Consider the following 26,032-nt stretch of genomic DNA (forward strand, 5'->3'; position numbering starts at 1 on the left):
TTTGTTTTAGCCTTTGACCAGACCCGAGAAGCCCATGAAGGCCATCGACATCAGGCCGGCGGTGACCAGGGCAATGGCCGGCCCACGGAAGGCGACCGGAACGTCGGCGACGGCAATGCGTTCGCGCATGGCGGCAAACAGCACCAGCACCATGGAGAAACCGGCAGCGGCCCCAAAGCCGTAAACGGCCGATTGCAGAAAACCGTGCTGCGCCTGGGTGTTTAGCAGAGCTACGCCCAGGACCGCGCAGTTGGTGGTGATGAGTGGCAGAAAGATGCCCAGCACCTGATAGAGAAGCGGCGAAGTCTTGTGGACGACCATCTCCGTAAATTGCACCACCACCGCAATGACCAGAATGAAGCTGATGGTGCGCAGGTACTCCAATCCCAGCGGTGCCAGCAAATATTCGTTCACCAGATAGCTGCACACGGAGGATAGGGTCAGCACAAAGGTGGTGGCGAGTCCCATGCCCGTGGCCGTTTCGAGCTTCCGGGATACGCCCATGAAGGGGCATAGCCCCAGGAATTTCACCAGGACGAAGTTGTTGACCAGCACCGTGCTGACCAGAATGAGGGCGTATTCAGTCATAAGGTGACAATACCTGACTACTTTAGTAAAGCAAGCATTGGTAATAGTTCACTACTTTACCCGCATACCCGGTTCGGCACCGTCGTCGGGTTGGAGGATGAACAGATCCTTGCCGCCCGGCCCCGCGGCCAGCACCATCCCCTCGGAGACGCCAAAACGCATCTTGCGCGGGGCCAGATTGGCCACCATCACGGTCAGGCAACCCACCAGCTCCTCCGGCTGGTAGGCGGATTTGATGCCCGCGAAGACGTTGCGGGTCTCGCCCCCCAGATCCAGGGTGAGACGAAGCAGTTTGTCGGCACCCTCCACATGTTCGGCCCTGGCGATCCGCACGATGCGCAGGTCTACTTTGGCGAAATCGTCGAAAGTGATCGTCTCCGCGATGGGGTCTTTGGCCAGCGGTGTCGTCGCCGGCTGGGGGTCTTCTGTCGGTTGGGCGGCTGCGAGGTCCTCTTTCGAAGCGGCGATGAGGGCTTCCACCTTCTCCTTTTCCACCCGCGTCATCAGTGGCTTGAACTTGTCAATTGTGTGATCCAGCAGCGGTGTCTCGCAGTCGTTCCAGTTCAGCGGAGCGGTGCGCAGGAAGCTCTCAGCCTTCTCGGCCGTGCCCGGCAGTACCGGTTTCAGGTAGTTCATCAGCACCCGGAAAAGATTCACGCCCAGAGAGCAGATATCGTGGAGCTCTTGTTCGCGTCCTGCTTCTTTGGCGACCACCCAGGGTTTTTTCTCGTCGATGTACTCATTGGCGCGATCGGCCAGCTGCATGACGGTGCGCATGGCATGGCTGAACTCGCGCGCTTCGTACTGGGCGGCGATCTCCTGGCCGGCCGCAACGAATTCCCGGTACAGCTCCGGCTCGCTCAGGTGCGCCGACAACTTGCCGTCGAACTTTTTGGTGATGAAGCCGGCGCAACGGCTGGCAATATTGACCACCTTCCCGACCAGATCCGAGTTGACCCGCTGCTGGAAGTCGTCAAGGCTGAGGTCCAGGTCCTCGATGCCGTCACTGAGCTTGGCGGCGAAATAGTAGCGCAGGTATTCCGGATTCAGGTGGTCCAGATAGCTGCGGGCCATGATGAAGGTGCCGCGCGACTTGGACATCTTTTGGCCGTTTACGGTCAGGAAGCCGTGGCACCAGACGGCGTTCGGCAGCCGGAATCCGGCGCCGTGCAGCATCGCCGGCCAGAACAGCGTGTGAAAATAGGCGATATCCTTGCCGATGAAGTGGTACAGCTCGCAGTCCGCGTGCGGGCCCCACCAGTCGTCGAATTCCAGGTCCTCACGTTTGCTGCAGAGGTTTTTGAAAGAGCCCATGTAGCCAATCGGCGCATCCAGCCAGACATAGAAGAATTTGCCCGGGGCATCGGGGATCTCGAAACCGAAGTAGGGGGCATCGCGGGAGATATCCCAGTCCTGCAGGCCGGTATCGAACCACTCCTTGAGCTTGTGGGCGATGGACTCCTGGAGGTGTCCACCGTCAATCCAGTCGCGGAGCATGCCCTCGAAGTCGGCCAGTTGGAAAAAGAAGTGCTCCGAGTTCTTCTCAACGGGTTTGGCGCCGGAAATGGCCGAGACGGCATCCTTGAGCTCCGTCGGCGTATAGGTGGCGCCACATGCCTCGCAGGAGTCGCCGTACTGCTCTTTGGCATCGCAGCGGGGGCAGGTTCCCTTGATGAAGCGGTCCGGCAGGAACATCTCCTTTTCCGGATCGAATGCCTGCGTGATGGTGCGGGTTGCGATGTGCCCGGCGTCGCGCAGTCGCGTGTAGATCGTCTCGGCACACTCGCGATTCTCGTCGGAGTGGGTGCTGTGGTAGTTGTCAAAGCCGATATGGAACCCGGCGAAGTCCTCCTGATGCTCCCGGCTCATGCGGGCCACGAGCTCTTCCGGAGAAATCCCCTCGCTCTGGGCGCGCAGCATGATCGGTGTGCCGTGAGCGTCGTCGGCGCACACGTACAGGCACTGGTGTCCCCGCTGGCGCTGAAATCTCGCCCAGATGTCGGTCTGGATGTATTCCACCAGGTGGCCAAGGTGGATCGGACCATTGGCGTAGGGAAGGGCGCTGGTGACCAGGATTTTGCGATTTTTATCGGCCATCGGGGTGGGGAGATTTCCGTTGCTTGAAAAAGAGGAATACAGTACCAAATTATGGGTTATGGCCGCCAGCGAGCGGACGAGACAGGTGAGTGAAACCCCTTGCCTTTGGTTGCAGGACGTGGAAGAGGCAGAAGCCGCGAATGGATTATGGCTCAGACTCGGGGATGATCGCCCTCAGGGCCGCTACCGCACGGCCTCGAGGAATATCGTTATCGTCGATAACCGCGGCAAAGGCTTCCGTACCGGCCGGTGGTTTGCGACACTAATGAAACTCTGCGATAATTTCCGATTGAATTACTCAGTTATTAGGTCCGGGCGCATGGCGCCGGCAAAAAACCCAGGAGAGAATGATGGCACAGGTGTCCCAGTCGCAGGTTGAAGAGGCGCTCAAAGGCTACTCCGATCCGTACCTTGAAAAGGATGTGGTCTCCGCCAAGGCCGTGAAAGACATCCAGATCGACGGCGGCAAGGTGAAAATCGTCGTCGAGTACGGCTTCCCGATGAACGGCTACCGTGACGAGGTTTCCGGCAAGCTGAAGGGGCTTGTCGAACAGGTGGAGGGCGTTGATAGCGTCGAAATCGAGATCGATACCCGCATCGTCTCTCATGCCGCCCAGAAGGGTGTCAAGCACATCAAGGGCGTGAAGAACATCATCGCCGTCGCTTCGGGCAAGGGCGGCGTCGGTAAATCCACCACTTCGGTGAACCTGGCGCTGGCACTGGCGGCCGAAGGCGCCACCGTGGGTCTGCTGGATGCAGATATCTACGGCCCCAGCCAGCCGCGTATGCTGGGCGTTCACGACAAAAAGCCGGATTCGCCGGACGGTCATACTCTGGAGCCCATCGTCAACCACGACATCCAGTCCATGTCCATTGGCTATCTTATCGACGAGGATACGCCGATGATCTGGCGTGGACCGATGGTGACCCAGGCGCTGGAGCAGCTGCTGAACGATACCAACTGGCGTGAAGTCGACTATCTGGTGATCGACCTGCCGCCGGGCACCGGTGATACCCAGCTGACCCTGGCGCAGAAGGTGCCGGTTTCGGGTTCGGTGATCGTCACCACACCGCAGGACATCGCTCTGCTGGACGCCCGCAAGGCCTACAAGATGTTCGAGAAGGTCGAGGTGCCGGTGCTGGGCGTGGTGGAGAACATGTCGATCCACATCTGCTCCAATTGCGGTCACGAGGAGCACATCTTCGGTGAGGGCGGCGGTCAGTCCATGGCGAAGGAGTATGGTGTGAACTTCCTCGGTGCCCTGCCGCTGGATATCTCCATCCGTGAGGAGACCGACAGCGGCAAGCCGACGGTGGTGGCCGATCCGGATGGCCGGATCTCCCAGATTTACCGGGATATCGCCCGCAAGGTGGGCGCCAAGCTCGCCGGTCAGGCGAAGGACTACAGCGCCCGCTTCCCGAAAATCGTCATCCAGAACGACTGACGACGAACTGGGGCTAACGGCCTTAACCACAGAGGGCACAGAGGACACGGAGAACGGCTTGTGTGCTCAAAGGCCTCCGTGAACTCTCTGTGTTCTCTGTGGTTCATTCCTTTTGGGGCACCGTCTCCTCCCTTGCTCCCCGGGGTCAAAACTCAAGCTTGTTTAGGGTCCCCTTTTCCCTGTATCTTTGATGCCTTTCCCTGGGGCGTTTCAAATTTTCCCATGAGCATCAAGTGCGACAAGTGGATCCGCCGCATGGCGGCAGAGCAGGGCATGATTGAGCCGTTCGAGGCCGGCCAGGTCCGGGAGGTGAACGGTAACCGGATCGTTTCCTACGGAACTTCCAGTTACGGCTATGACGTGCGCTGTGCGGATGAATTCAAGATCTTCACGAATATCAACTCGGCGATTGTCGACCCGAAAGGATTCGACGAGTCCAGCTTTGTGGACGTGAAGTCGGACGTCTGCATTATCCCGCCCAACTCCTTCGCATTGGCCCGCACGGTGGAGTATTTTCGCATCCCGCGTAGCGTACTCACTATTTGCCTAGGCAAGTCGACCTATGCGCGCTGCGGCATCATCGTCAACGTAACGCCGCTGGAGCCCGAATGGCAGGGGCATGTGACCCTGGAATTCTCCAATACCACGCCGCTGCCGGCCAAGATCTACGCCAACGAGGGGATTGCACAGATGCTGTTTCTCGAATCGGATGAGGTGTGCGAGACCTCCTATCTGGATCGCGGCGGCAAATACCAGGGGCAACGCGGTGTAACGCTGCCCGTCACCTGAAGCGGCTTTCGACGGTAGGGCACTTCTATAAATTCGTCATTCCCGCGAAAGCGGGAATCCAGCCGTTGATTTTACCGGGCTACCGCTTTCGCGGGAGTGACGAAAATGAATTTTAGAGGTTCCCGGTAGACTGCGGGAACGGGGTTACTTTTGACGTTCCAGTCTGGTGATGTAACTGGTCGCCGTGTAGTCCTTCTTTTCCTGAACGAGCTTTACCAACGTGTAATCGAGTGCCGGAGCCACCCAGAGGGTGACATCCTCTCTGCGCACCTTCAGTGTCTGATAGGTGCCCAGTGGGGTGTCCAACTGCTCCTGCCCGATTACGTCGAACCGATAGGTCTTGATTTTCCCCCGGTCGGCGAAGGTGTACTCGAGGTGCTTCTCCCCCTCCGAGAGGTCGCGCTCGAGCGCGACCTGATACAGCAGTTTGTCGAGAATCCCCGGCCGTACGGCCACTTTGGTCACCTCACCCTCGCGAAGATAGGTCACGATCTCCTCTTCCCAGTCAAATCGCATCCGCTCGAAGGAATTGTCATCGCCTCCCGTGTGCTTCGCCTGGAAATCGAGCGGGACAAGGGTACTGTTCCGGGAGCGCCAGAGGCTCGTTTCGGTAAGTCGATGATCCTTAAAAAGCGCGACCAGCCCGGTCGTGTAGAGTGATGACTCCATCAGCCAGGTATTGTCAGTGCGCTTCTCAAGCTTTCGGGTCATCTCCCCCACTTTGAGTCCGTTGGCGTGTACCGTGTAGTGCGCCTCGTAGGGCTCGGGTACATAGGCGGGTTTGGCCCCGGTGGGGCCTGCCGTCAGCGCCATCAGCAGCGTTATGATCCAGGCAAAATAGTTCATGTTCAGCTTTAGCTTCCGTCCAGGTCATAGGTTGTAACACACATCGGACAACGAATCCGCCACGCCTGCTGCGTCCGCACTATCTGCACTGAACCGGTTCGCCATCCAGCAGGGCATGTCCGTTCTTAAGCTTTAGCCGTCCTTCGGCGTACCAGCGAATGGCCTGGGGGTAGATGCGGTGCTCCTGCGCCAGTACCCGCGATGCCAGGGTTTCAGGGCTGTCGTCCGGCTCTACCGGAACCCGCGCCTGAAGGATGATGGGGCCGGCGTCCAGCTCCGGGGTGACGAAGTGCACCGAGGCGCCATGTTCGGTATCACCCGCATCGAGGCAGCGGCTATGCGTGTTGAGACCCCGGTGTCTGGGGAGCAGGGAAGGATGGATATTGAGCATGCGGCCGTGATAGTGGCGAACAAAGTCATTGCTGAGAATGCGCATGAAGCCGGCCAGCACCACCAGTCCCGGTTGGAAGCGGTCGATGCACTCCATCAGCGCAGCATCATAGCTCTCGCGATCGGCAAACTGCCGATGCTCGACCACTTCCGTCGGAATACCCGCACGGCGCGCCCGTTCCAGACCGAAGGCATCGGCTCTGTTGCTGATGACGGCCCGGATCTCCACAGGCAGGCCCTCCCGGACGGCGTCGATGATGGACTGCAGATTGGTGCCACCTCCCGAGATGAGTACCACAATGGGCAGCTTTGCACTCATCGAATAATGACCCGCTCTCCGCCGCCTGCCGCGATGTGACCGATGACCATCGCTTCTTCCCCCGCCTCGCAAAGCCGTTCGGCAGCAAGTTGGGCCTGTGCGGCGGGCACGCAGATCGCCATGCCGATTCCGCAGTTGAAGGTGCGATACATCTCTTCATCGCTGATACCGCCCGTGCGCTGGAGCCAATCGAAGATGGGAGGACGGCTCCAGCTGGCGGCATCGATAATGGCCTGCGTTCCCTCCGGAAGGACCCGGGGCAGGTTTTCCGTGAGGCCGCCCCCGGTAATGTGGGCCAGCGCGTGGACCTCGACATCGGCATCCTGGAACAGCTTCAGTAGCGGTTTGATATATATCCGCGTCGGCTCCAGCAGAACCTCGCCGATGGGCCTGCCACCGAAGTCGGCGTCAAGTCCGGTGCCGCTCACCTCGAGCACTTTTCGAATCAGTGAGTAGCCGTTGGAGTGCGGGCCTGAAGAGGCAAGCCCGATAATCGCATCTCCATCCGTGACCCGGCTGCCATCGATGATTTCGCTCTTTTCGACCACACCGACGCAGAACCCGGCCAGATCGTAGTCATCGCCCTGGTACATGCCCGGCATCTCCGCCGTTTCGCCGCCGGTCAGGGCGGCCCCGGCCATTGCGCAGCCGGCGGCGATCCCTTTCACCACATCCGCCGCAGCGTCTACGTTGAGATGGCCGGTCGCGTAGTAATCCAGAAAAAACAGTGGTTCGGCACCCTGCACGATGAGGTCGTTGGCGCACATGGCGACCAGATCGATGCCGATGGTATCGTGCCGGTTCAACTCCATTGCGAGCTTGAGTTTGGTGCCCACGCCATCGGTGCCGGCCACCAGCACGGGATTGGGGTAGCGATCGAGAGGAACCTCGAACAGGGCCCCGAAGCCGCCAAGGCCGCCCAGGACTCCGGGTCGCAGGGTGCTTTTGGCAAACGGCTTGATGCGTTCGACCAGGGTATTGCCGGCGTCGATGTCCACGCCGGCATCACGATAGCTGAGGCCTTCTTGGCCGGTTTTGGGGTCGCTGCTCACTGGGGAATCCTGAGTCGGTTGAGAAAGGAACTGCTTTTCGCGCCTATTTTAACAGTCCCACCCCACGCTTGGAATCGGGCTCTATTCCCTTGACTTGCTGCAGTCACTCGCATAGTTTGCGGCGGATGATGCGGTTACGTGTGTTTCTCCTTTCTCTATCACTTTTTTTGCCCGGGGTCGATCTCCTGGCGCTGGAACTCCATGGTCTGTATGAGGCAGAGGTGCCCGTGGCCGATCAGAGTCGTGCAGCGCGACAGGATGCCACTGCCCGTGCACTGTCACAGGTTTTGGTAAAGGTGAGTGGTTCCGGCCAGGTCGAAAACAGGGCGCCGGCCGAGGTCGCCAAATATGTCCAGCAGTATCGCTATCGACGATCACCTTCGACCGATGAACTCGTTCTGTGGGTTCGGTTTGACGCCCGGGGAGTCGATGGCCTGTTGCGGGAGCAGGGTGTTTCCGTGTGGGGCGCCGCCCGTCCCGTGACGCTGGTGTGGCTTGCGGTTGAGCAGGGCGGACATCGTGAGCTGGTGGGCGCGAATGATGAAGGCTTCGCCCGGGAGACGCTGATCACGACAGGAGAGCGCCGGGGGTTACCGGTGCGCCTGCCGCTGCTGGATCTGGCCGAGCAGTCACGGATCAGGCCCGCGGACATCTGGGGGGATTTCCATCAGCCCATCGTGGAAATCTCCGAACGGTACGATCCTCAGGCGGTACTGGTAGGTCGGCTCTACCCATTGCGAGGTTCCCGGTGGGCGGTGCGCTGGTCCCTGTACCAGGGCGACAATCGTTTCCGCTGGAATGGCGAGAGTGAAGACAAACGGTCACTGCTGGCTCTGGGAATCGAGGGGGCGGCGGATCGCCTTTCCGAGGCCCTTTCCGGCTCACCCGGCGGGATGTCGGATGATCGACTGGCACTGGACGTGGCAGGGGTAGTGGACCTGGCCGGATTACAGCGGACTCTGGGTTATCTCACCGGTCTCAACGTCATCGACCATATTGAAGTGGTCCGGGTGGAGGCCGAGAAGGTGCGCTTTGGTCTGCGGGTGGATGGCGGTACAGCAAGGCTGGTGAATACACTGGCCCTGGGTGATACGTTGACCGCAGCAGCAGTGCCCGACCGGGACCGGGAGCAGCAGTACGCCTCAACACCAGTGCCGGAACGGGATCAGCAGCACGAACAAGAACAACAAGAACAGGGAAGCCGTAGGGCCTTGCTCTACCGCCTGGTGCCGTGAACCCGAAGGCGATACCGAATCTCATTACTTGTTTTCGAATCCTGCTTGTCATTCCGCTGGTCGCGTTACTCGTGGACCGTCAATACGGCATGGTCCTCGCACTGTTCGCGGTAGCGGGGGCTTCCGATGCGCTGGATGGATTTCTGGCAAGGCGCTTCGGGTGGTCGAGCCGACTGGGTGCGCTACTGGACCCGTTGGCCGACAAACTCCTTATGGTCTCTTCCTATATCACCATGGGCCTGCTGGGCATGCTTCCGGCATGGCTGGTAGCCCTGGTCATTCTGCGCGATATCGTCATCATCGGTGGGGCGGCGGCCTACCAGTTCTTGATAGGGCAGGTGGAAATGGAGCCCACTCTGGTCAGCAAAGCGAATACGGCGCTTCAGGTATTATTGGTGCTTTTGGTGCTTTTTTCGTTTGCAATACAGGCGCTGCCCGGACCCTTTATCAACGGGATAGTTATGGTCGTGGCCGTGACCACCGTCTGGAGCGGGTTCAAATACGTTGGCATCTGGGGAAAGCGTGCCCATCATTACCGCTCGAGTGAACGCAAGGGAAGTCGATGACAGAATCGCAGAAGTGGTACTGGCTGGCGGCCGTGGCAGTCGGAGGGTATCTGCTCTATCTGCTGTCACCGGTTCTGACACCGTTCGTGGCGGGGGCGGTGCTGGCCTATATCGGCGACCCGGTGGTCGATCGGCTGGAGAACCGTGGTCTGTCACGTGCTCTTTCGGTGGTCCTGGTATTTGTAGTGTTACTGGCCGTCATTTTTGCGCTGATGCTGGTGCTTGTCCCCCTACTCGAACGTCAGATCGTACTGTTTGTCTCAAAGTTGCCGACCTACATCGACTGGGTGCAAAAAGAGGGGCTCCCGGCGCTCGGAGCTTTTCTGGGCATTGATCTGGGCGGGCTGGAACTGGGCGCACTGAGAACGGCCGTCAGCGACTACTGGCAGCAGGCAGCCGGTTCGGCTGGCGGGGTGGTTAGTGCGCTATCCCGTTCCGGGGCGACGCTGGTCGGCTGGCTGGCCAATCTCATCCTGATTCCGGTGGTGACTTTTTATCTGCTGCGGGACTGGGATGTCATGGTGGGCCGGATACGTGAACTGCTCCCGCGCCGTCTGGAGCCGGATGTTGTTCGTCTGGCCCGCGCCTCGGACGAGGTGCTTGGGGCCTTCTTCCGCGGGCAATTGATAGTCATGCTCGCCCTGGGACTGATCTATTCACTGGGGCTCTGGCTGGTAGGGCTGGAGTTGGCCCTGCTGATTGGCGTATCGGCGGGGCTCGTCAGTTTCGTACCCTATCTGGGCTTTATCGTGGGCATTGTGGCTGCGGGCATCGCGGCCATCATGCAGTTTCAGGATGCCATTCACCTGCTGTATGTGGTGGCCGTGTTCGGGGTGGCTCAGGCTATCGAGGGCATGGTACTGCAGCCGCTGCTATTGGGTGAGCGCATTGGCCTGCATCCGGTGGCGGTGATCTTCGCGGTCATGGCCGGTGCGCAGCTGTTCGGCTTCATCGGCGTGCTGCTGGCGTTGCCGGTAGCCGCCATTGTGATGGTGCTCCTGCGTTATGCTCATGAACGCTACCTGGACAGTGAGCTGTTCAACCAATCAACGGATCGACCATGAGCGCTCAACTGCCGCTCGGGGTCGGGCTGCGGGATGGTGCGACCTTCGATAATTTCTTTGCCGGTCCGAACACCGAGGTGGTTCTTCAGCTCGAGAGAGGGAATGAACCTTTCCTTTTTCTCTGGGGGGGCGCCGGCAGTGGTCGCAGCCACCTGCTGCAGGCCGCCTGCCACCGGGTGAGTGGCGAGAGCGGTGGTGCCGTTTATCTGCCGCTTTCGAAGAGCACCGAACTGGCCCCGGAGATGCTGGAGGGACTGGAGACCATGGCCCTGGTGACCGTCGATGATCTCCAGCAAGTGGCAGGGCATACCGGGTGGGAAGTGGGCCTGTTTCACCTCTACAACCGGGCCCGCGAGAGCGGTTGTCGGATCGTGGTGGCGGCTGATGCACCGCCGGGGCCCCTGGGTATTTCGCTGCCCGACCTGAGGTCGCGCCTCAGTTGGGGGCCGGTCTACCAACTGCTGCCGCTTGTCGATGCCGACAAGCGGGTCGCTTTGCAACTGCGCGCCCACCACCGGGGAATGGAGCTTTCGGATGAGGTGGCGAATTATATTCTGAGGCGCAGTCCACGGGACCTGCATTCGCTGTTTTCAGTGCTGGAACACCTGGACCGCGCCTCGCTTGCCGCCCAGCGGCGGCTCACCGTTCCCTTCGTCCGTGAACAGTTGGCCATTATGCCTTGAGTTCTTTGCCCCGCCAGCGGGCGTAGGCCACCGCTCCTCCATACAGCATCAGCGCGAACAGCAACTCCGCCGTGGCGAGTAGTCGGTCAGCCGGACTGCTGTAGATCTCCAGTACTGCGTGTACCAGATAGAGCAGGACCAGAAAACTGGTCCAGGCGAAGGTATAGGGACGCCCATGCAGTAATCCCCGCAAAGGCAACAGCAGTGGACCTACCCCGACCAGCAGGACCAGTGCAATGGGCAGCTCCTCCGGGGGTGAAAGCCAGACGGTCCACGCCGTCAACAGGATCAGCAGGCCGAAATAGCCCGTGAGGGCAACGGTGTAGGCAAGGCGGGACTGTGTCACTTTCCTTCCCGGGCCATGCGCCACACCAACTCGGCCAGCCGGCGTCCCTGGGCGATGCATAGCCGTCGTTCGGCGTCGCTGATGGGGTTCCGGTTATCCGTTCCGGCAACATGACTGGAGCCGTAAGGGGTTCCACCACCGGTCGTCGTGAACAGGTCCGACTCGCTGTAGGGGAGTCCCAGCAGCACCATGCCATGATGCAGAAGCGGCAGCATCATTGAAAGCAGCGTCGTTTCCTGGCCGCCGTGGATACTGGACGTGGAGGTGAAGAGTGTCGCCGGCTTGTCGATTAACGCTCCGGAGAGCCATAAAGGAGTCGTGGTGTCGAGGAAATACTTCAGTGGCGCCGCCATGTTGCCGAATCGGGTCGGACTGCCGAGGGCAAGGCCGGCGCATTCCCGGAGATCTTCGAGCGACGCGTAGGGTGGGCCCTCGGCCGGAATGGCGTCGGCTACCGCCTCGGTGACGGTCGAAACCTCGGGCACCGTTCGCAAGCGGGCCTGAACCCCGGGCACTTCTTCCACTCCCCGTGCGACCAGTCGGGCCATAGCTCCGGTGGCACCATGGCGACTGTAATAGAGGACAAGGACTTCCATCATGTCAACACTCCCTCCAAGGTATATGTGGCAGGAGCCCCTTGTTCGGCACTGACTTCAATGCCTTTCCTGGTTCAGGGCTCCATGGATTACGGTAAGGCGGGTTAATCATGGCGGACTTGTTTTACGTGTCGAGATGGTCGATTGTAGCGTTTCAGCCGGAGTCGGGATGCAATTTTTTCACCTTGACAGTTTTTTCAATTCGGTGTTAGTTTGAACTTATCCTAGCAGAAACAAGGGTGTACGGTGATTTCTAACTTTCGGGCAAGGGGCCTTCTGTCTCAGTATGCGGTTAATTCCCGTTCCCGATCAGGCAGCTATCACCCAGCGCCCGGACACGATATCTGCGCGCGAGATGTCAGGGAAACAGAATGACTATGCCTATACGATCCTGCGACTCGAACCTACCGCATTTGGAAGGATCCACTCGCGACGGCACCCGGTTGTGGATGGAAACGACCATCCGAATGATTCCGCTTCTGTTTGCGATGGCCCTGGTGGCGTGTGCCAGCATGCCCCCGGCGCAGGAAATGAGTGACGCCCGTCAGGCGATCCATGCGGCCAGGGAAGCCCACGCCGAGCGTCATGCCTCACAATACCTGGACCAGGCGGAAACTTTTCTGGAGCAGGCCGCCCGTGACCTGGAGCATGGTGAATACGAGCGGGCACGCCGTTATGCCACAGCAGCCAAGGCCGCGGCGATCAGTGCGCGAGACCACGCACTGGCCACTGCACAATAGCCGGAGTTCCATAACCTCTGATTCTGGTTAGGAATTTTGAGAACTGGGTCGCATTGACGTGGCCAATGGCCGATGCTAGTTTGACGTCGAAGTAAACGGTCCAAAAAAATAGAATTTTTTTCGATAAAATCAATCGTCCCGGAGCACAAGAACGATGAAAATCTTGACGGTAATGAAGCACTCGGCACTATTGGCGCTCGTCCTTGGATTTATGGTGGGCTGCGCCACCGCACCACAGCAAGAAGAGCCCGAGGGGCCGACAGTCGCCGAAGCACAGGCTGCGATCGATGCGGCCCACGCTGCGGTCGAGGAAGCCGAGGCCGCAGGCGCAGCCTGGCGGGATAGCGCAGACATGGTGAAGGAAGCGGAAGCGGCCCTCGCAGAGGGTGACACCATTAGTGCCGTCGAATTGGCCAATCGTGCTCGCCGTCAGGCCGAAAACGCCCTTGCCCAGAAGCGGCTTGAAGAGCGGCGCCTGGCGCAGCAGCGGGCGGAGCAGGAGCAGCAGCAGGCGCCCGGTTCCTATACGGTTGAGCGTGGTGATAGCCTGTGGAGCATCTCCGGCAAGAGCGACGTTTACAACAACCCCTACAAATGGCCGCTTATCTATAAAGCCAACCGTGACAAGATTAGTGACGCTGATCTGATCTACCCGGGGCAGAACTTCACGATCCGTAACGACTGGTCCGACGGTGAAGTTGATGCCGCTGTCGAGCATGCCCGTACCCGCGGTGCCTGGTCGCTGGGAGTTGTCGAAGAGTCTGACAGAGCCTACCTGGCGCGTTAAGACCGCTCGGCAAATCCCTGACAAAAAACCCCGCTTCGGCGGGGTTTTTTGTTTGGTGCGTCAGGCATGGCGAAGCCTCCTCCTACTCCATCTTACCCGGTCGCGTGGCGGCAGGCCGGATGGGGCAGGCATAGGCAATTCGCTCGTTGCGCATCGGCGCGAGTGCTGGCAATGTATGGCGACGAACCGGCTGGAGGTGTGTTCCTTGCGTACGTTTCTTTTTCTGTTGCTCACTCTTTCTTTCAGCATGACGGCATTGGCCGAGGCCCGGTTGACGTTCGAAGATGTCAGTAGCGGTCAGACCCATAAACTTGCTGATTACCGGGGCAAATGGGTGGTGGTCAACTACTGGGCCACTTGGTGCCCACCGTGTCTCGAAGAGTTGCCCGAACTGGTGCACTTTCATGAAGAACACAAGGACTCCGATGCCGTAGTGGTAGGCATCAATATGGAAGATTTGGAAGGGGAGCGTTTGGGACGCTTTCTTGAGGAAAATCTGGTTACCTACCCGGTCGGCGTTCGTACGTCGGACGCCCAGATGATCGGTCCGATTCCAGGCCTGCCCACGACCTATCTTGTCTCCCCGGATGGGGTGGTGGTTGCCAGGGAGGTGGGGGCGATTACCAGCGACAGGCTTATTGAATTTATCGACGGCTTCGATCAGCAGGTCCGTCGGTAGTCGATAAAACGGCACACCGGCAGATGCACTCGTGGTAGTGTCGTTATTCGGAAACCCTATAATAATTAAACGAGGATGGAGGTGAGTATGCGCCGCTTGATGCCGGTATTCGTTTTGTTGTGGGGCTTGGTCGGACCGACTTACGCAGCGGGTGAACGGGATCCCTACCAGTACTTTTTCAATGAAACTTTCGGGGATTTCACCGAAGAGTTGCAACTCGCCAAGGACCAGGGGAAACAGGGCATTCTGCTCTTTTTCGAAATGGACGAGTGTCCGTTTTGCCACTGGATGAAAGACCACGTGCTCAACCGCGCTGATGTGCAAGAGTACTATCGCGAAAACTTTCTCAGCTTTCCCGTCGATATTGAGGGTGAGATTGAGATCACCTCATTTTCGGGCGAGCCTATGACGCAGAAAGACTTCGCCTTCAAGAAACATCGTGTGCGCGCTACACCGGTTTTTGCCTTCTTCGATCTGGAAGGAGAAAGAATCCACCGGTTCACCGGTCGTACCCGCGACAGTGAAGAGTTCATGCTTCTGGGCCGTTACGTTGCGGAGGGTCATTACCACGAAACCTCCTTCACCCGGTTCAAGCGCCAGCAGCGGTAACCGTTATGAAGAAGAGAGTGCTGGGCGGTTGCCTCGCAACGGTGGCCCTGTTGCTGGTGGTCCGGATCTCGACGGCCGATACGGAACCGCTTCCTGAGCCCTTGACACTGGAGCATGCCCTGTCTCTGGCAGAGAGAGGGCCGACGGACGTGGCACAGGCCCGTGCTGATTTGGAGTACAGCCAGGCGGAAGAGCGGTTGGCGCAATCACGCACCGGTGTGAACGTGGCGCTGGAGGGCCGCTTGCGCTGGGTCGAACCGTCCGAGGTTGCCGCTGACCAGTCCAATGGCGATCACCGGGGTAGTCTGTTTGTCCGCAAGAACCTCTATGATTTCGGTCGCAGTGCTGCCGAGGAATCGGCCGCTGAGGGCCTTGGCAAGGCCAGCCGGTTGAGATATACCGATGTGGTACGGCAGCGGCGCATCGCCATCATGGAGGCCTATTTCGACGTTCTGCTGGCGGACCTGGAATTTGCGCGGGACAACGAGGAGATGGCCGTCGTTTATGTCAGCTTGGACCGATTACAGGATCGGCATGAGTTGGGTCAGGTTTCCGATATCGACCTGCTGGAAATGGAAGCCGAGTACCAGGCAATACGCAAAAAGCGTGCTGCCAGTCAGGCGCGCCAGCGTTCAGCCCGTTCGCGGCTGGCGATCGCTTTGGGCCGTCCGGGAGAACTCTCTTCCGATCTCTCCCTTCCCGATCTTCCGCAACTGGATGGGGAATTGCCCGAATACGAGTCCCTGCTGAAAAAGGCACTGGCGGAGAATCCCGCCATTCGGGCCTTGCGGGCGGAAGTGAAAGCGGCCGAAAGTCGAATTGCGGGGGCGCGCGCTGGTCGCCGTCCCTATCTGGATGGCGAGCTTGAAGCCTCCACCTACTCCCGGGAAGCTGGCTCGCATGATGATTGGCGCGCCGGCGTGGTACTGACGGTTCCTTTGTACAGCGGGGGTGCTGTCGGTGCGCAAATTGCCAGGGAGAAAGCCACTCTGAACCGGACTCGGGCCTCACTGGCTGCGGCGGAGGATGCTGTTCGGCAGGCATTGCTGGACAATTATCTTGACCTGGAGACACTGCAAGTGGATGCGGACCGGGTGCTGGCGCTTCAGGACTACCGCGACCTCTATCTCGACCGTAGCCGTACGATCTACGAATTGGAAGTAAAAACCGACCTCGGCGATGCCATGGTTCGACTTTCGGAGGCCCAAATCGAAGCCGCGAAGAACCGCTTTGGCCGTGTTTTGGCCTGGGAACGCTTGAAAGCGCTGGCCGGTGGACTGCCGAAGGCGTCCACATCTGCCGATGAAGGTTAGGGGAGAAATGAGTATGAGTAGGGTTTCCAATACGTTGCTGGGCGTCGCCTTGATGATGGCTGCCGCTCAAGCGATGGCTGAATCGTTCGAAGGCCAGCTGCGTTGGCTTCAGCGCGTTGAATTGAGCACGCTGGTTTCCGGTGTGGTGGAGCAGGTTGCCGTGGCCCCGGGGGATCGCGTGGCGAAAGGCGATCTGCTGGTGCAGCTGGATCAGGGGGCCCTGCGCGCGGGGTTCAATCAGGCTGAGGCGGAGCTGGCCTTTCAGCAGGCAGCCCTGGAAGAAGCCGAACGTGAACTGGAGCGGACCCAGGAACTCTACGATAGGACACTGCTTTCGGACCACGACCTGGAGCTGGCCAGGATCAATGCGGTTCGTAGCAAAGCGGCGTACCAGCGCGCACAAGCACAATTGGCTGACGCCCGGGAACGGTTGCGTTACAGCGCGGTGCGGGCCCCCTTCGACGGGGTGGTGCTGAGGCGCAATGTTGAGCCGGGACAGATCGTGGTGACCCGGCTTCAGAGCGTTCCGCTGGTGACAATGGCCGGAACCGGAGAGCTGCTGGCCCGCATGGAGGCAGGTGCGGAGCAGCTGGCCGGCATAGAGGCGGCGGAGGAGATCCGGGTGCGGGTCGGGGACCGACAGTATCGCGGTGAGATCTACCATATCGGCGTCGAGCCGGTTGCCGCCGGCGGCGACCGCTACCCCGTGGATGTGGTGTTTTCACCCGACTCGGAGCGAACGCTCAGAATCGGTCAGCCGGTGGTCGTGGATTTTCCATGAGCCAGTGTCTGCGATGCCGCGTGAGCGGCCGGGTACAGGGAGTCTGGTATCGGGCTAGCACCCGTCGCCAGGCGCAGGCCCGGGGCGTGACCGGCTACGCCCGCAACCTCCCCGATGGCCAGGTGGAAGTGCTGGCTTGTGGTGAAAAGAGTGCTCTTGAGCAATTCAAGGGATGGCTGTGGGAAGGTTCCGATGCCGCAGACGTGGCCTTCGTGGAATGCCAGGCGGTAGAAGAGACGCCACCCCCGGATTTCTCAACACGCTAAAGCATCGCCCTCGCAGGTCGGCCTTCAGGCCGTCAAAAACCTCGTTCAGCCCCCGTCGATCACCCTTCAGCCCGTCACAGACTTCGGTCAGCCCCCGCAGGCCGCTCTTCCGCCCGGCACCGAGAGCCCAATCAGCGATACCAACTCGCCCGAAGCTTGGTATAGACCCGCTGTGGATACCAGACCTTGCCGAGACTCCCGTTATATCGAGCCAGAGCCCGTGTAAGATCGCCGCGCTCGCGATCCAGGTAATACTTCAAAATGGTGCAGCCGAAGCGCAGGTTGGTGGCGATGTCGAACAGGTTGTCATCCGGCCTGCCGAGCTCTTTCAGCCAGAAGGGCATGACCTGCATCAGCCCGCGGGCCCCGGCCTCGGAGATGGCAAAGCGGTCGAAGTTGCTTTCAGTGTCGATGACGGCCAGCACCAGCTCCGGGTCGAGGCCCGCCTGGTGGGCTTCGATGAAAGTGTGCTTGAGAATGGTGAGCCGCTCCTCCCTGTCGGTTACGCGGTTGGAGAGTCGCGTAGCCATGTCGGTGACCCAGACCTCTACATCCCACCGATCGCCGTAATCAAATCCTTCCGCCAGTGCGTCCACCAGCCGATTTCTGAGTCGCGGGTCGACGTTATCACCCCAAACGGTCCCGGAAAGGAGTAGCAGCAGGAGCAGGACGATGAAGGTGCGCATACCAGTAGTAACAGGAGTGAAGCATCAAGCTCCATTATACCGGTTAGGCCGTTTTGTGCACGGAGGCTGTTCTCACCGACGGGCGCTGCTTACAAAAAGAAGGGTGGGCACGGGCTATAAAGACAACCCGTTGAACGGCGTGTTTTTCACCGTCTTTTATATGTATGGCTGACGGCGTTCGGTCCGATCGCGTACGAACTAATCGGGTAATGGGAATACTCCGACAATCGGCCCTTGGCGGATCTGCCAGGGGCCGACTGAACCATTCGATGAGTGGGCCGGTTGCCAGCAGTGGCAATCAAGCCTCCCTGGGGGGATTCGGGGCGGCCCCCCTCTATCGTAGTGTCCGTAAAATTGTGATGGACTTCACGTTTACCTTAGGTTAGTTTTTAAGACGTCATGGAATTACTCTCGCAGGCGCCGGGACAAACGGACCGACGCTGGGGCTGCGGAGTCGCCAGAAGAATAGGAGAGAGAAACATGTCCGGTAGAATACCCATTGTGAGCGCGATCGCGCTTGTGTTTGTTTTAAATGGTTGTGGTGGGGGTGGTGGTGGCAGCGTCGACGACCCAGGCACTCCTGAGCCGAGCACCACGGTAAAGAGCGTTTCTGGCAGCATAACCCTCTCTTCAGGTGGGGAGGCAACTGCCGGAAAGAGTGCTGAAGCGGCCAAGGGAGTCGCTCCGGAGACGGCCAGTATCACCATTCACTCCTATGAGTCTGATGGCACCCTTAGTGAAACACGGACGGTTGCGGCGGAAAGCGTTGGTGTGTTCTCCAGCCAAATTACGTTGCACAACGAGGGTGGTTATCTGGTTGTCGATGTAAAGAGTCCCGGCACGACAGGCTGGTCCAAACGCGTCAACTACAGTGAACCGGCGGACGTCGATCTCAATGCAGTGCTGCGCACGGCACAAACTCAGGTGCAGAACCTCGATTCGCCGCTCAAAGCAAATGCTGAGGGTGGGGTTTTTAGCTTCGGTGTCGTGCGTTATGCCGACGGCACTCGGAAGGCCGTAGCCGGCACTAGTGCCCTCAAGGCCGCCAAGGCCGCCGAAGGTGCAGCGGGCATGGACCTGGAGATCGCCATCCCGCAACAGGCATTGCCGGACACGGATACACTGCGTGCCAATCTGGTGACGTTCGATCCGAACAACGCCGAAGATGCGCGCAGTTTCCCAGGTGATTACATCGATAGCGACGGGAACCGGCTTGTTTCTGTCGCCTTCGACAGTATCGAAGTAACGGACGAAGCAGGTTCCAGCGTAGCCGCACTGGCGCAGGACGCGCTGGAAACAGGGCGAGCAGTAAAGAGCGCTGAAACGGATGTTACGGTTCGGCGCTGGATCCCCTATGAGAGCTGCGCCTCAGTGGATTCGTTCTGGAGCCAGACAGGCCCCTCCGGAGAGTCCAACGGAAACACGATTCCCATTTACACCTACAGCCCGGTCAGCGGTTCTTGGATCCTGCTCGGTGATGGCACTGTTCAGACCTTTAATGGAAGCGACTACGACGAAGTTTCTACCTTTGATTCCACGAGCTGCACGAACGGAGATTACTACCTTAATATTCATGTCAGCAGCGAGGAATACATCAACGCCTGGTGGAATCTCGACTATCCGCTGATGGTGACACAGCCGACTGAGGTTTGCGTCGACATCACGTTTACCGATGACTCGGCATCGGCCAACCCGCTCTCCGGCCTCTATGCAGAGCTCTCGGGGGCGGGTCTGAGCCGCGTGTCTGCCAGCACCAAGAGCAATGGTGTCGTTACGCTTAATTCCGTCGTCACTGAAAATGACATTCCCAGTACCGCGATGGTCAGCTACTGGAATCCGTACGATTACAGCTACCAGACGAAAACCGATGTGCCGCTGGGTGCGAAAGAGGATAGTTGCGCGACGCACACGGTGGAGGTTGCCAAACCGAAGAGTTGCTATGTCTCGGGGACTGTCACCAAGAACGGAGAGGGCGTTGCCAATGAGTACGTCTGGGCATACAGCACCTCGCCTTATAGTTATGGATGGGCCTACACCGGAAGCGATGGCGGCTTCGAGACGCGGGTTGCATGCGACGTCGAAATGGAGTTGTTCGTTGGCGACATCGCAAAGACATTCCGAGTCAATGACGTCATAAACGGCGATGAAAATTCGGATGGCGGCGATGTTGCTGATATGGGAACGATAGCGAAACCGAACACCGTTCCCACTGCATACGGTTATCTCAGCAGCACCAGCGTCAAGGCCAACACCACGACCGGGACCGCCAGCGCCACCGCCTACGTCTATGGTTACGACGCAGACGGGGCGGAGGACTACCCGCTTTCCTACACGCTGGAAGTCGGGGAGAGTGTCCATACCGGATCCATCACACAAGCCGATAGCTACCAGGAAGTCAAGCTCACCGACTTGGTGGAAGGTGAGTACCCGGTGTCGCTGACCGTAACGGACGGGAAGGATGAGGGACAGGCCGCACTCGGAACGCTGTCGGTGGCTCCGGCCGATGCCAATCGGCCGCCGGTGATTACATACGCCTACGCTTCGGTCGGTACCACAGTGCGGCTGAATCGGGACGGCAGCCTGCCTCTTATTACCCTCTACGCCTATGCGTACGATCCGGATGGTGGTACGACGACTGGTTCTTGGAGCTGTGATGCATGCGTGGGTGATTTCGACCCCGCTGGGGCGTTCCAGGGTACCGCGTCCGCCGGAGATACGCTCACTTTCACCTATACAGCTGATGATGGAGGTGATCGCAACAACACGGCGACGCGAACGACAACCGTGGAAGTACTGGCGGCTGACAATAAGGCACCGTATTTCACCTCAACAACACAGAGCGCTACGACCGTAAGCGAGCTGCCGGCCAACATCGATTTCGCGGTGACTGCCGATGACGATGATCAGGATGAGCTCAGCTTCGTCTGGAAGGTGGACGGTACCGTTGTTGGGACCGGTGACACCCACACCTTTGCCGTACCTGACGATGCGACCGACGGGCAGAGCTTCACGATCATGGTCGAGGTGGATGATGGTTACGTAGAGATCCCGACCACGCATACGTTCACTGTGACCTACAGCGAAATCAGTTCCGAAACCGAGGTCATCATCCGCTGATGAACACCTGCCGGGATGGCCGTCGTCGTCCCGGCAGGGGCTTTAGGACTGAATACAAATTTGCGAAGTACCCCCGAATAGGGGGCGTGACAAACAGACAAGGAGCAAGAAAACAATGAATAAGGGGAAATATCTATTGCCGGCTCTGGTAGCCGCAACATTGGTGGGATGTGGCAGCGGCGACAGCAGTACAACCGGAGACTCCGATTCCGCAGTGAAGACCGCGACGATCAATCTTTCGGTCGCATTCCCTGAGGAAACGGCAACCAAGTCGATTATCAGCAGCGACGCCCAGGTTGTCGCCTTTGCATACTGCCGGCTCCCGCAGGGATCGCATTGGTGTGATGCCACGTCTGAGGTCGTGGTAGACCGCGAAGAACCGCGCGCCAGCATTACCCTTTCGCCTGGCCGATATTACTTCGAAGCCGCTACGTTCGGATCGTCCACAATGGAATGGGCTGACCTCATTGATTACGCCAGCACGGGCGGCGAAATCGTTGAAGGTCCGAATAGCGTCGTTATGACCTTCCTGCAGGGGGATTGGACCTTCGAAACGGATACCGGCGCTGCTGATCCGTTGACCTTGGCGGATGGTACGGTGCTCAGCGGTTTCAAGCTTTACAGCGGTGCTAGTAGCTACAGTGATGACCCGATGGTCCAAACCGCGGCGAATCCAAGCAAGGCGGCCTTCGATACCACACTGCCCGTGGGCGGTTGGGCTGAGTACGGAATAGCACTCAAAACCTCTGCCGCTGAACTGGATGCGGGTTGGCTGGAAGTCTTTAGCCAATTCCATAGTGGCAACGACAACAACACCACTCTGGATGGCTTCCACTGGAATCTCTCCAAAGGGTGCGACGATGACGAATGCGGTATCGATCCCGGAGACCGTTTCGTCACTATGCTGGGTGCGGAACTCTACGGTATGTATGAGGATGACCCCGAGAGCCTGCTCCCTGATGAATCTCTCGTTGACGCTGATGGAAACGACCCGATTGGGGAGACGGATCTTGACAGCACACCTGTCGACGGTGTCACGATCGTAACCGACATCGCCGAATTCCGCCTCCAGAGTACCGGGAAGACGCTGGTTGATACTACGGCAACCGCTGCTAAAGCGGTAGCAGCCAACCTTCCCCGCTCCCGGGGAGCCGCCATTGAGTTGGCAGCCGCGCAGCAGGCAGGGACAGAGACCGGAAGCAAGAGTGTCTCCACCACTGAATTGGGTACGTTGACCAGCGCCTGGTATGAAACGGTCATCGTGGCCAGCGGCGACGGCAGCGATCGCGGTACCTGGAACTTCGACGAATCGGTGTACAACCCGGATACCGGGCAATACGAAGAAGTCGTCGATGGTTGTCTCGAAGAGACCAGTGACGGTACCGTTTACGCCAGCTGCGGATGGCTCGAAAGCGTCTGGGATGATGCGAGTGGGACCTATATCAGCGACCCGGGTGAGTTTAGCTGGGGCTTCGAGCCGGCAGATCCGAACGATCTCGGTGAATACTGTGATTACTCCACTGGCTATTGGGACGACGTTACCAATGAATACGTCTGCGGCGAACCGGTTGCCCCGTACGCACCCTGGAACTTCGAAGACCTGAACGGTGACGGCAGCATCGATTACGGTTCGTTCCAATTCACGCATTACATGCAATATGAAGAGGTAATAGAGGAGGTACGCGTGCATCGCCTTACTGCGAAGGGTGTTGAACTCCCAGTCACCGAGGTTGTACTGCAGTAACTAGCCGGTTTCAAACACTCGGTAGAGGCGGCCCGCATTGCGGGCCGTTCTCTTTTTGGTGCGCCAGTTATGGCGCTGTTTCGGTTTAGGTGGTGCTAACCGAATGACCAGGGGGTGCAAGTCCCCTGTGTGCCGTAGAGAATCACTAGCCGAGCGGCAGGGGTGTCCCCTGCGAGGCAGGATCGGACAGATGTTACTCCTGCAATATCTGCATTCCTGTTTCCATGGCCGGTCAAGGAAGCCGAAGTCAAAGGTACGGCCCGACGACAACACCGCCGGGGGCGCTTGCGAATAGCTATACGCTGTCCTAAGGGGAACCCCCGAGGAACGGCGAATAGCAGGAGTCGCGACGAAGCGGTCGCTGTGGCGACCAGAGCAGGAGTGATGGTCGTGATCAGCCAAGTGCCTTGCGTCGAACCTCAAGGAAAAGGCGGTTTGCCCCCGATCAGATTCGGCTCGACATATCGGACTTCCGGATGGGATTCCAATTGGGTGATGGTGTCACCATCGATGAGTTCTTGGGTAAACACGACGACGCCATAGTTGGATGAGGAATCGTATTCGCGGAGGAGCCCTCCGAACGCCTTCACGATGGTGCGTGCCATATTTTCATTCGTCCCAGCAACGAAAGCGACAATATATTCGTGCTCGGAAGTCTGATCGGATTCGTTCGGTGCTATGGAGGCGGGCCGCGAACTGCCTGCGGTGGCATCGTTCATGAACCAGCCGATCAGTGATATAGCCGGTCTGAGCAGCATACGGACCGTACCACGCATCCAGCTGTTGTTGCGTATGGCGTTCGCGAGCGCCGGGCTGTTGGTGTAGTAGAACTCGACAAATGCCTCACCGAAGCGGTTGCCGATGAGATACCGGTCGCGGAACTTGCGAAGGACCATGACTTCATCCGCCAGTGGGCTGCCGTAGGCGGCCGTGGCGATGAAACATCGACTGTCACTTTCATCAGTGTCGCTACTGCCGCTGGTAACAGTAAGGCTGGTGCTGGCGATTGCCGTTCCACCGTCACTGTCGGAAACACGCACTCTGAGTGGGTACGTACCGCTAGATGTAAACGTATGTTGCAGGACATTACTAGCCCCGGTGTTGTGCGAAAAGGTGCCGTCGCCCACGTCCCATTCATAACTTACGATGGCACCGTCAACATCACTGGCACTGGCGGTCAGGGTCACGGTCAATGGCGCAGTACCGCCGGCGGGATCGACGGCAAAGCTAGCGGTCGGGGAGTGGTTGAGACGGCGGACGAAAAAGCCGCTGCCCTCGGCACCGACCTGAAGCCGGTTATAAATGGTAGGCAGCTCCCGCGGTACGTTGACCTTTATGGTGGTATCGCTCCAGGAGGAGGGTACAGGAAACTCCAGTTCGCCAACGGTTACCCTGCCCATGGAGGTACCGAAGTTGGCGCCGGTGATGGTCATTGTATCGCCGGCATAGGCCGAGGAGGGGGCTACGCGGAATACGGCCGGCTTATCGGCTGTGGTCAGGGCGGCGTAGGCATCGGCTGTGCCGCCGCTAATGGTGATGTGGTCGAGCGCGCCAAGCTTGCGCGCGCCATTGAGGATGCGTGCCTTGACCTGACGGTGGGTTAGGTCGGGAACATGGGACCATATGAGCGCCGCCAGGCCGGAAACGTGGGGTGTCGCCATGGAGGTGCCGGCAAGATAGCGGTAATTATCGTAGTTGCTGCTCCCTGTGCCGATGGTGCTGTAGATGGCATTGGGATCGACGCAGATCAAATTTTCCTTATAGGTGCACTCGCCACCGGGTGCGGCCAGATCGACGGTGAGGCGGCCATAATTGGAGTAGCTGGCGTGGTCGTCGCTGCGGTTTATCGCCGCGACGGCGATATTGTTGTCTGTGCGGACGCCCGCGGGGGAATAAGGGATGGCATCATTGTTGCTGCCCGAGTTGCCTGCGGCCGAAACAGTTAGGATTCCGGCAGCATCAGCACGCGCCAGGGCATCGGCCAATGCATTGCTATAGCCCGGGATGGTTAGGCTCAGGTTGATCACATTGGCGCCATTGGCAATTGCATAATCGATACCGCTGACGATGTCGCTGGTGAAGCCGCTGCCACTTGCGCCGTGCAGCACTTTCACAGCCATTACTTTTACGCCCCAGTTAACGCCGGCGATGCCCAGGTCATTATTACTTACCGCACCTGCGATACCCGCCACGTGGGTACCGTGCCAATCGGCAATGTCATCATCTTTGGGATCGCCTGTCGTTGTTCCGCTGTTGTAGTTCACGCCATGGATATCGTCGATGATGCCGTTGCCATCGTCATCCTCGCCGTTCCGGGTTTCCCCCGGGTTGATCCACATGTTGCCCTTCAGGTCCGGATGGTCATAGAAGATGCCGGTGTCTACCACGGCGATAAGCATGTCACTGCTTCCGGTGGTTTCGTCCCAGGCGCGTTCCGACCGCAGGTTTTGCAGGCCCCACTGGTGGGATGAGTAATAAATGTCGTTCGGGCTCAATTCCGCCTTGGAAGCGATGTAGTTGGGTTCGGCGTACTCCACTTCCGGTTGTTGACGGTAATGAGCCACGGCCTGCTCGACAGTCAGTTCCGGCGGTAAGCGCAGGCGTTGCCATCGATAGCGATGGTCGTATTCGACAGGGCTGGCGCGCATGGCTCGATCCGATTCTAAGACCTGATCGGAATTACGATACTTGACCAGGATCTCACCTGGTGCGTAATCGCTCGCCCACGTGCAGGTCGTGCCTAGCAGAAATAAGAGGCCTGAAAGCAAGCAGCGAAAGATCGGTTTATCCGTGTTCATGGTTTTGCAAATCTCGTTCTGAAATTGCCAATGGTAAGCCCCCCGACTGTACAGTGGATTTGCCTAACGTCTGCTGCCAATCGGCGTTCGTTTTCCCACACACCCTGACTTGGTGTTGCGTTTGGTGCACTGACGGTGCTAGCGAGTGGCGTTAACGCCCTTGAGGTCGAGCAACGCCAGCCAAAGCGGACCTTGCCGTAGGTGCGTTTGGAGAAGACGACATCCCGAGCGTCAACCGCAGGTGTGGTTAGAATAACCGACTGATAGGGGCAAACAAAGCTGCTGCTTTTGGGTAAGGGGATTACCGTCCACGCATGGCAAGACTTTTCGACCTAACGCAAACTGTCGGGTCGAGATGAGGTAGCAAAGCTCTAAATCTTAGACGTCAATGGTTCAATGAACCCGGACATTGAACCTCGAGTGGCCCTGGGAGGCGTCCATATCGGTCCAAGTTACCCGCGGATTCAGTGCTCGTCGACTATCGGTTTTCCACGCC

General features: G+C 58.9%; 24 protein-coding genes. 15 read left to right on the forward strand and 9 right to left on the reverse strand.

Features of this window, described 5'->3' with window-relative positions; genetic code table 11:
* Nucleotides 1-6: 6 nt before the first annotated feature.
* Together rsxA and metG are read right to left on the reverse strand one after the other, a co-directional pair.
* The gene (gene rsxA, locus BLP65_RS11610) at nt 7-588 is read right to left on the reverse strand and encodes an electron transport complex subunit RsxA (RefSeq protein WP_092997239.1); all 582 of its coding nucleotides are present in this window, start codon (nt 586-588) and stop codon (nt 7-9) included.
* Between the two features lie 51 nt (nt 589-639).
* Nucleotides 640-2,685, reverse strand: a complete 2,046-nt coding sequence (gene metG / locus BLP65_RS11615) for a methionine--tRNA ligase (protein WP_092997242.1) — start codon at nt 2,683-2,685, stop codon at nt 640-642.
* A 350-nt stretch (nt 2,686-3,035) separates the two neighbouring features.
* Here metG and apbC point away from each other — a divergent pair, with 350 nt between their 5' ends.
* A complete protein-coding gene (gene apbC, locus BLP65_RS11620; RefSeq protein ID WP_092997245.1) occupies nt 3,036-4,130 on the forward strand; it encodes an iron-sulfur cluster carrier protein ApbC in 1,095 nt (364 codons plus the stop codon).
* A 222-nt stretch (nt 4,131-4,352) separates the two neighbouring features.
* The gene (dcd, locus tag BLP65_RS11625; RefSeq protein WP_092997248.1) at nt 4,353-4,919 is read left to right on the forward strand and encodes a dCTP deaminase; all 567 of its coding nucleotides are present in this window, start codon (nt 4,353-4,355) and stop codon (nt 4,917-4,919) included.
* Between the two features lie 144 nt (nt 4,920-5,063).
* Here the strand turns inward: dcd and BLP65_RS11630 are convergent, their stop codons facing one another.
* The 3 genes from BLP65_RS11630 to purM all read right to left on the reverse strand — a co-directional run bounded on the left by BLP65_RS11630 (nt 5,064) and on the right by purM (nt 7,526).
* Complete coding sequence (locus BLP65_RS11630; protein ID WP_092997251.1) at nt 5,064-5,765, reverse strand: DUF3108 domain-containing protein; 702 nt, start codon at nt 5,763-5,765, stop codon at nt 5,064-5,066.
* A gap of 79 nt (nt 5,766-5,844) precedes the next feature.
* On the reverse strand, nt 5,845-6,474 hold the full coding sequence (gene purN / locus BLP65_RS11635; RefSeq protein ID WP_092997254.1) for a phosphoribosylglycinamide formyltransferase: 630 nt from the start codon (nt 6,472-6,474) through the stop codon (nt 5,845-5,847).
* The gene (purM, locus tag BLP65_RS11640; protein ID WP_092997257.1) at nt 6,471-7,526 is read right to left on the reverse strand and encodes a phosphoribosylformylglycinamidine cyclo-ligase; all 1,056 of its coding nucleotides are present in this window, start codon (nt 7,524-7,526) and stop codon (nt 6,471-6,473) included. The genes purN and purM overlap by 4 nt, the downstream gene beginning before the upstream one ends.
* Before the next feature lie 125 nt (nt 7,527-7,651).
* Between purM and BLP65_RS11645 the strand changes: the two genes are divergently transcribed.
* Genes BLP65_RS11645 through hda form a run of 4 tightly spaced genes read left to right on the forward strand, consistent with a single transcriptional unit; the run spans nt 7,652 to nt 11,074 of the window.
* Nucleotides 7,652-8,761 carry a DUF2066 domain-containing protein gene (locus tag BLP65_RS11645; protein ID WP_092997260.1) on the forward strand — a complete coding sequence of 370 codons (1,110 nt, stop codon included), beginning with the start codon at nt 7,652-7,654 and terminating at the stop codon, nt 8,759-8,761.
* On the forward strand, nt 8,758-9,327 hold the full coding sequence (locus tag BLP65_RS11650; RefSeq protein WP_092997263.1) for a CDP-alcohol phosphatidyltransferase family protein: 570 nt from the start codon (nt 8,758-8,760) through the stop codon (nt 9,325-9,327). The genes BLP65_RS11645 and BLP65_RS11650 overlap by 4 nt, the downstream gene beginning before the upstream one ends.
* Nucleotides 9,324-10,391 (forward strand): AI-2E family transporter, encoded by a 1,068-nt coding sequence (locus BLP65_RS11655; protein WP_092997266.1) that lies wholly within the window; start codon nt 9,324-9,326, stop codon nt 10,389-10,391. The genes BLP65_RS11650 and BLP65_RS11655 overlap by 4 nt, the downstream gene beginning before the upstream one ends.
* Nucleotides 10,388-11,074 (forward strand): DnaA regulatory inactivator Hda, encoded by a 687-nt coding sequence (gene hda, locus BLP65_RS11660; protein WP_092997269.1) that lies wholly within the window; start codon nt 10,388-10,390, stop codon nt 11,072-11,074. Before BLP65_RS11655 ends, hda begins: the two co-directional genes overlap by 4 nt.
* Here the strand turns inward: hda and BLP65_RS11665 are convergent.
* A complete protein-coding gene (locus BLP65_RS11665; protein WP_245688313.1) occupies nt 11,064-11,420 on the reverse strand; it encodes a DUF2069 domain-containing protein in 357 nt (118 codons plus the stop codon). The two genes, hda and BLP65_RS11665, sit on opposite strands and share 11 nt — an antisense overlap.
* Nucleotides 11,417-12,019: an NAD(P)H:quinone oxidoreductase gene (wrbA, locus tag BLP65_RS11670; protein WP_092997275.1), complete on the reverse strand. Its 603-nt coding sequence runs from the start codon at nt 12,017-12,019 to the stop codon at nt 11,417-11,419. Before wrbA ends, BLP65_RS11665 begins: the two co-directional genes overlap by 4 nt.
* 446 nt (nt 12,020-12,465) lie before the next feature.
* On the opposite strand from wrbA, the gene BLP65_RS11675 reads away from it, so the two are divergent.
* The 7 genes from BLP65_RS11675 (at nt 12,466) to BLP65_RS11705 (ending at nt 17,191) form a co-directional block, all read left to right on the forward strand.
* Nucleotides 12,466-12,756, forward strand: coding sequence for a DUF4398 domain-containing protein (locus BLP65_RS11675; RefSeq protein ID WP_245688314.1), 291 nt, complete (start codon nt 12,466-12,468; stop codon nt 12,754-12,756).
* A 154-nt stretch (nt 12,757-12,910) separates the two neighbouring features.
* A complete protein-coding gene (locus tag BLP65_RS11680; RefSeq protein WP_139181497.1) occupies nt 12,911-13,543 on the forward strand; it encodes a LysM peptidoglycan-binding domain-containing protein in 633 nt (210 codons plus the stop codon).
* 196 nt (nt 13,544-13,739) lie between these two features.
* A complete protein-coding gene (locus BLP65_RS11685; protein WP_399351983.1) occupies nt 13,740-14,222 on the forward strand; it encodes a TlpA family protein disulfide reductase in 483 nt (160 codons plus the stop codon).
* Nucleotides 14,223-14,309: 87 nt separating this feature from the next.
* Entirely contained in the window at nt 14,310-14,831 is a 522-nt protein-coding gene (locus BLP65_RS11690) for a thioredoxin family protein (protein WP_399351876.1), read from the forward strand.
* Nucleotides 14,832-14,836: 5 nt separating this feature from the next.
* The gene (locus tag BLP65_RS11695) at nt 14,837-16,144 is read left to right on the forward strand and encodes a TolC family protein (protein ID WP_092997284.1); all 1,308 of its coding nucleotides are present in this window, start codon (nt 14,837-14,839) and stop codon (nt 16,142-16,144) included.
* Between the two features lie 13 nt (nt 16,145-16,157).
* Nucleotides 16,158-16,925, forward strand: a complete 768-nt coding sequence (locus BLP65_RS11700) for an efflux RND transporter periplasmic adaptor subunit (RefSeq protein ID WP_175452548.1) — start codon at nt 16,158-16,160, stop codon at nt 16,923-16,925.
* The gene (locus tag BLP65_RS11705; RefSeq protein WP_092997290.1) at nt 16,922-17,191 is read left to right on the forward strand and encodes an acylphosphatase; all 270 of its coding nucleotides are present in this window, start codon (nt 16,922-16,924) and stop codon (nt 17,189-17,191) included. Before BLP65_RS11700 ends, BLP65_RS11705 begins: the two co-directional genes overlap by 4 nt.
* A gap of 131 nt (nt 17,192-17,322) precedes the next feature.
* Here the strand turns inward: BLP65_RS11705 and BLP65_RS11710 are convergent, their stop codons facing one another.
* Entirely contained in the window at nt 17,323-17,877 is a 555-nt protein-coding gene (locus BLP65_RS11710; RefSeq protein ID WP_092997293.1) for a lytic transglycosylase domain-containing protein, read from the reverse strand.
* 480 nt (nt 17,878-18,357) lie between these two features.
* Between BLP65_RS11710 and BLP65_RS11715 the strand changes: the two genes are divergently transcribed.
* Together BLP65_RS11715 and BLP65_RS11720 are read left to right on the forward strand one after the other, a co-directional pair.
* On the forward strand, nt 18,358-20,994 hold the full coding sequence (locus tag BLP65_RS11715; RefSeq protein WP_139181498.1) for a hypothetical protein: 2,637 nt from the start codon (nt 18,358-18,360) through the stop codon (nt 20,992-20,994).
* A 448-nt stretch (nt 20,995-21,442) separates the two neighbouring features.
* Entirely contained in the window at nt 21,443-22,738 is a 1,296-nt protein-coding gene (locus tag BLP65_RS11720; protein ID WP_139181499.1) for a hypothetical protein, read from the forward strand.
* Between the two features lie 419 nt (nt 22,739-23,157).
* Here the strand turns inward: BLP65_RS11720 and BLP65_RS11725 are convergent, their stop codons facing one another.
* The gene (locus BLP65_RS11725) at nt 23,158-25,536 is read right to left on the reverse strand and encodes a S8 family serine peptidase (RefSeq protein WP_092997301.1); all 2,379 of its coding nucleotides are present in this window, start codon (nt 25,534-25,536) and stop codon (nt 23,158-23,160) included.
* Nucleotides 25,537-26,032 lie beyond the last annotated feature (496 nt).

This window comes from Thiohalomonas denitrificans (assembly GCF_900102855.1).
GTDB lineage: Bacteria > Pseudomonadota > Gammaproteobacteria > Thiohalomonadales > Thiohalomonadaceae > Thiohalomonas > Thiohalomonas denitrificans.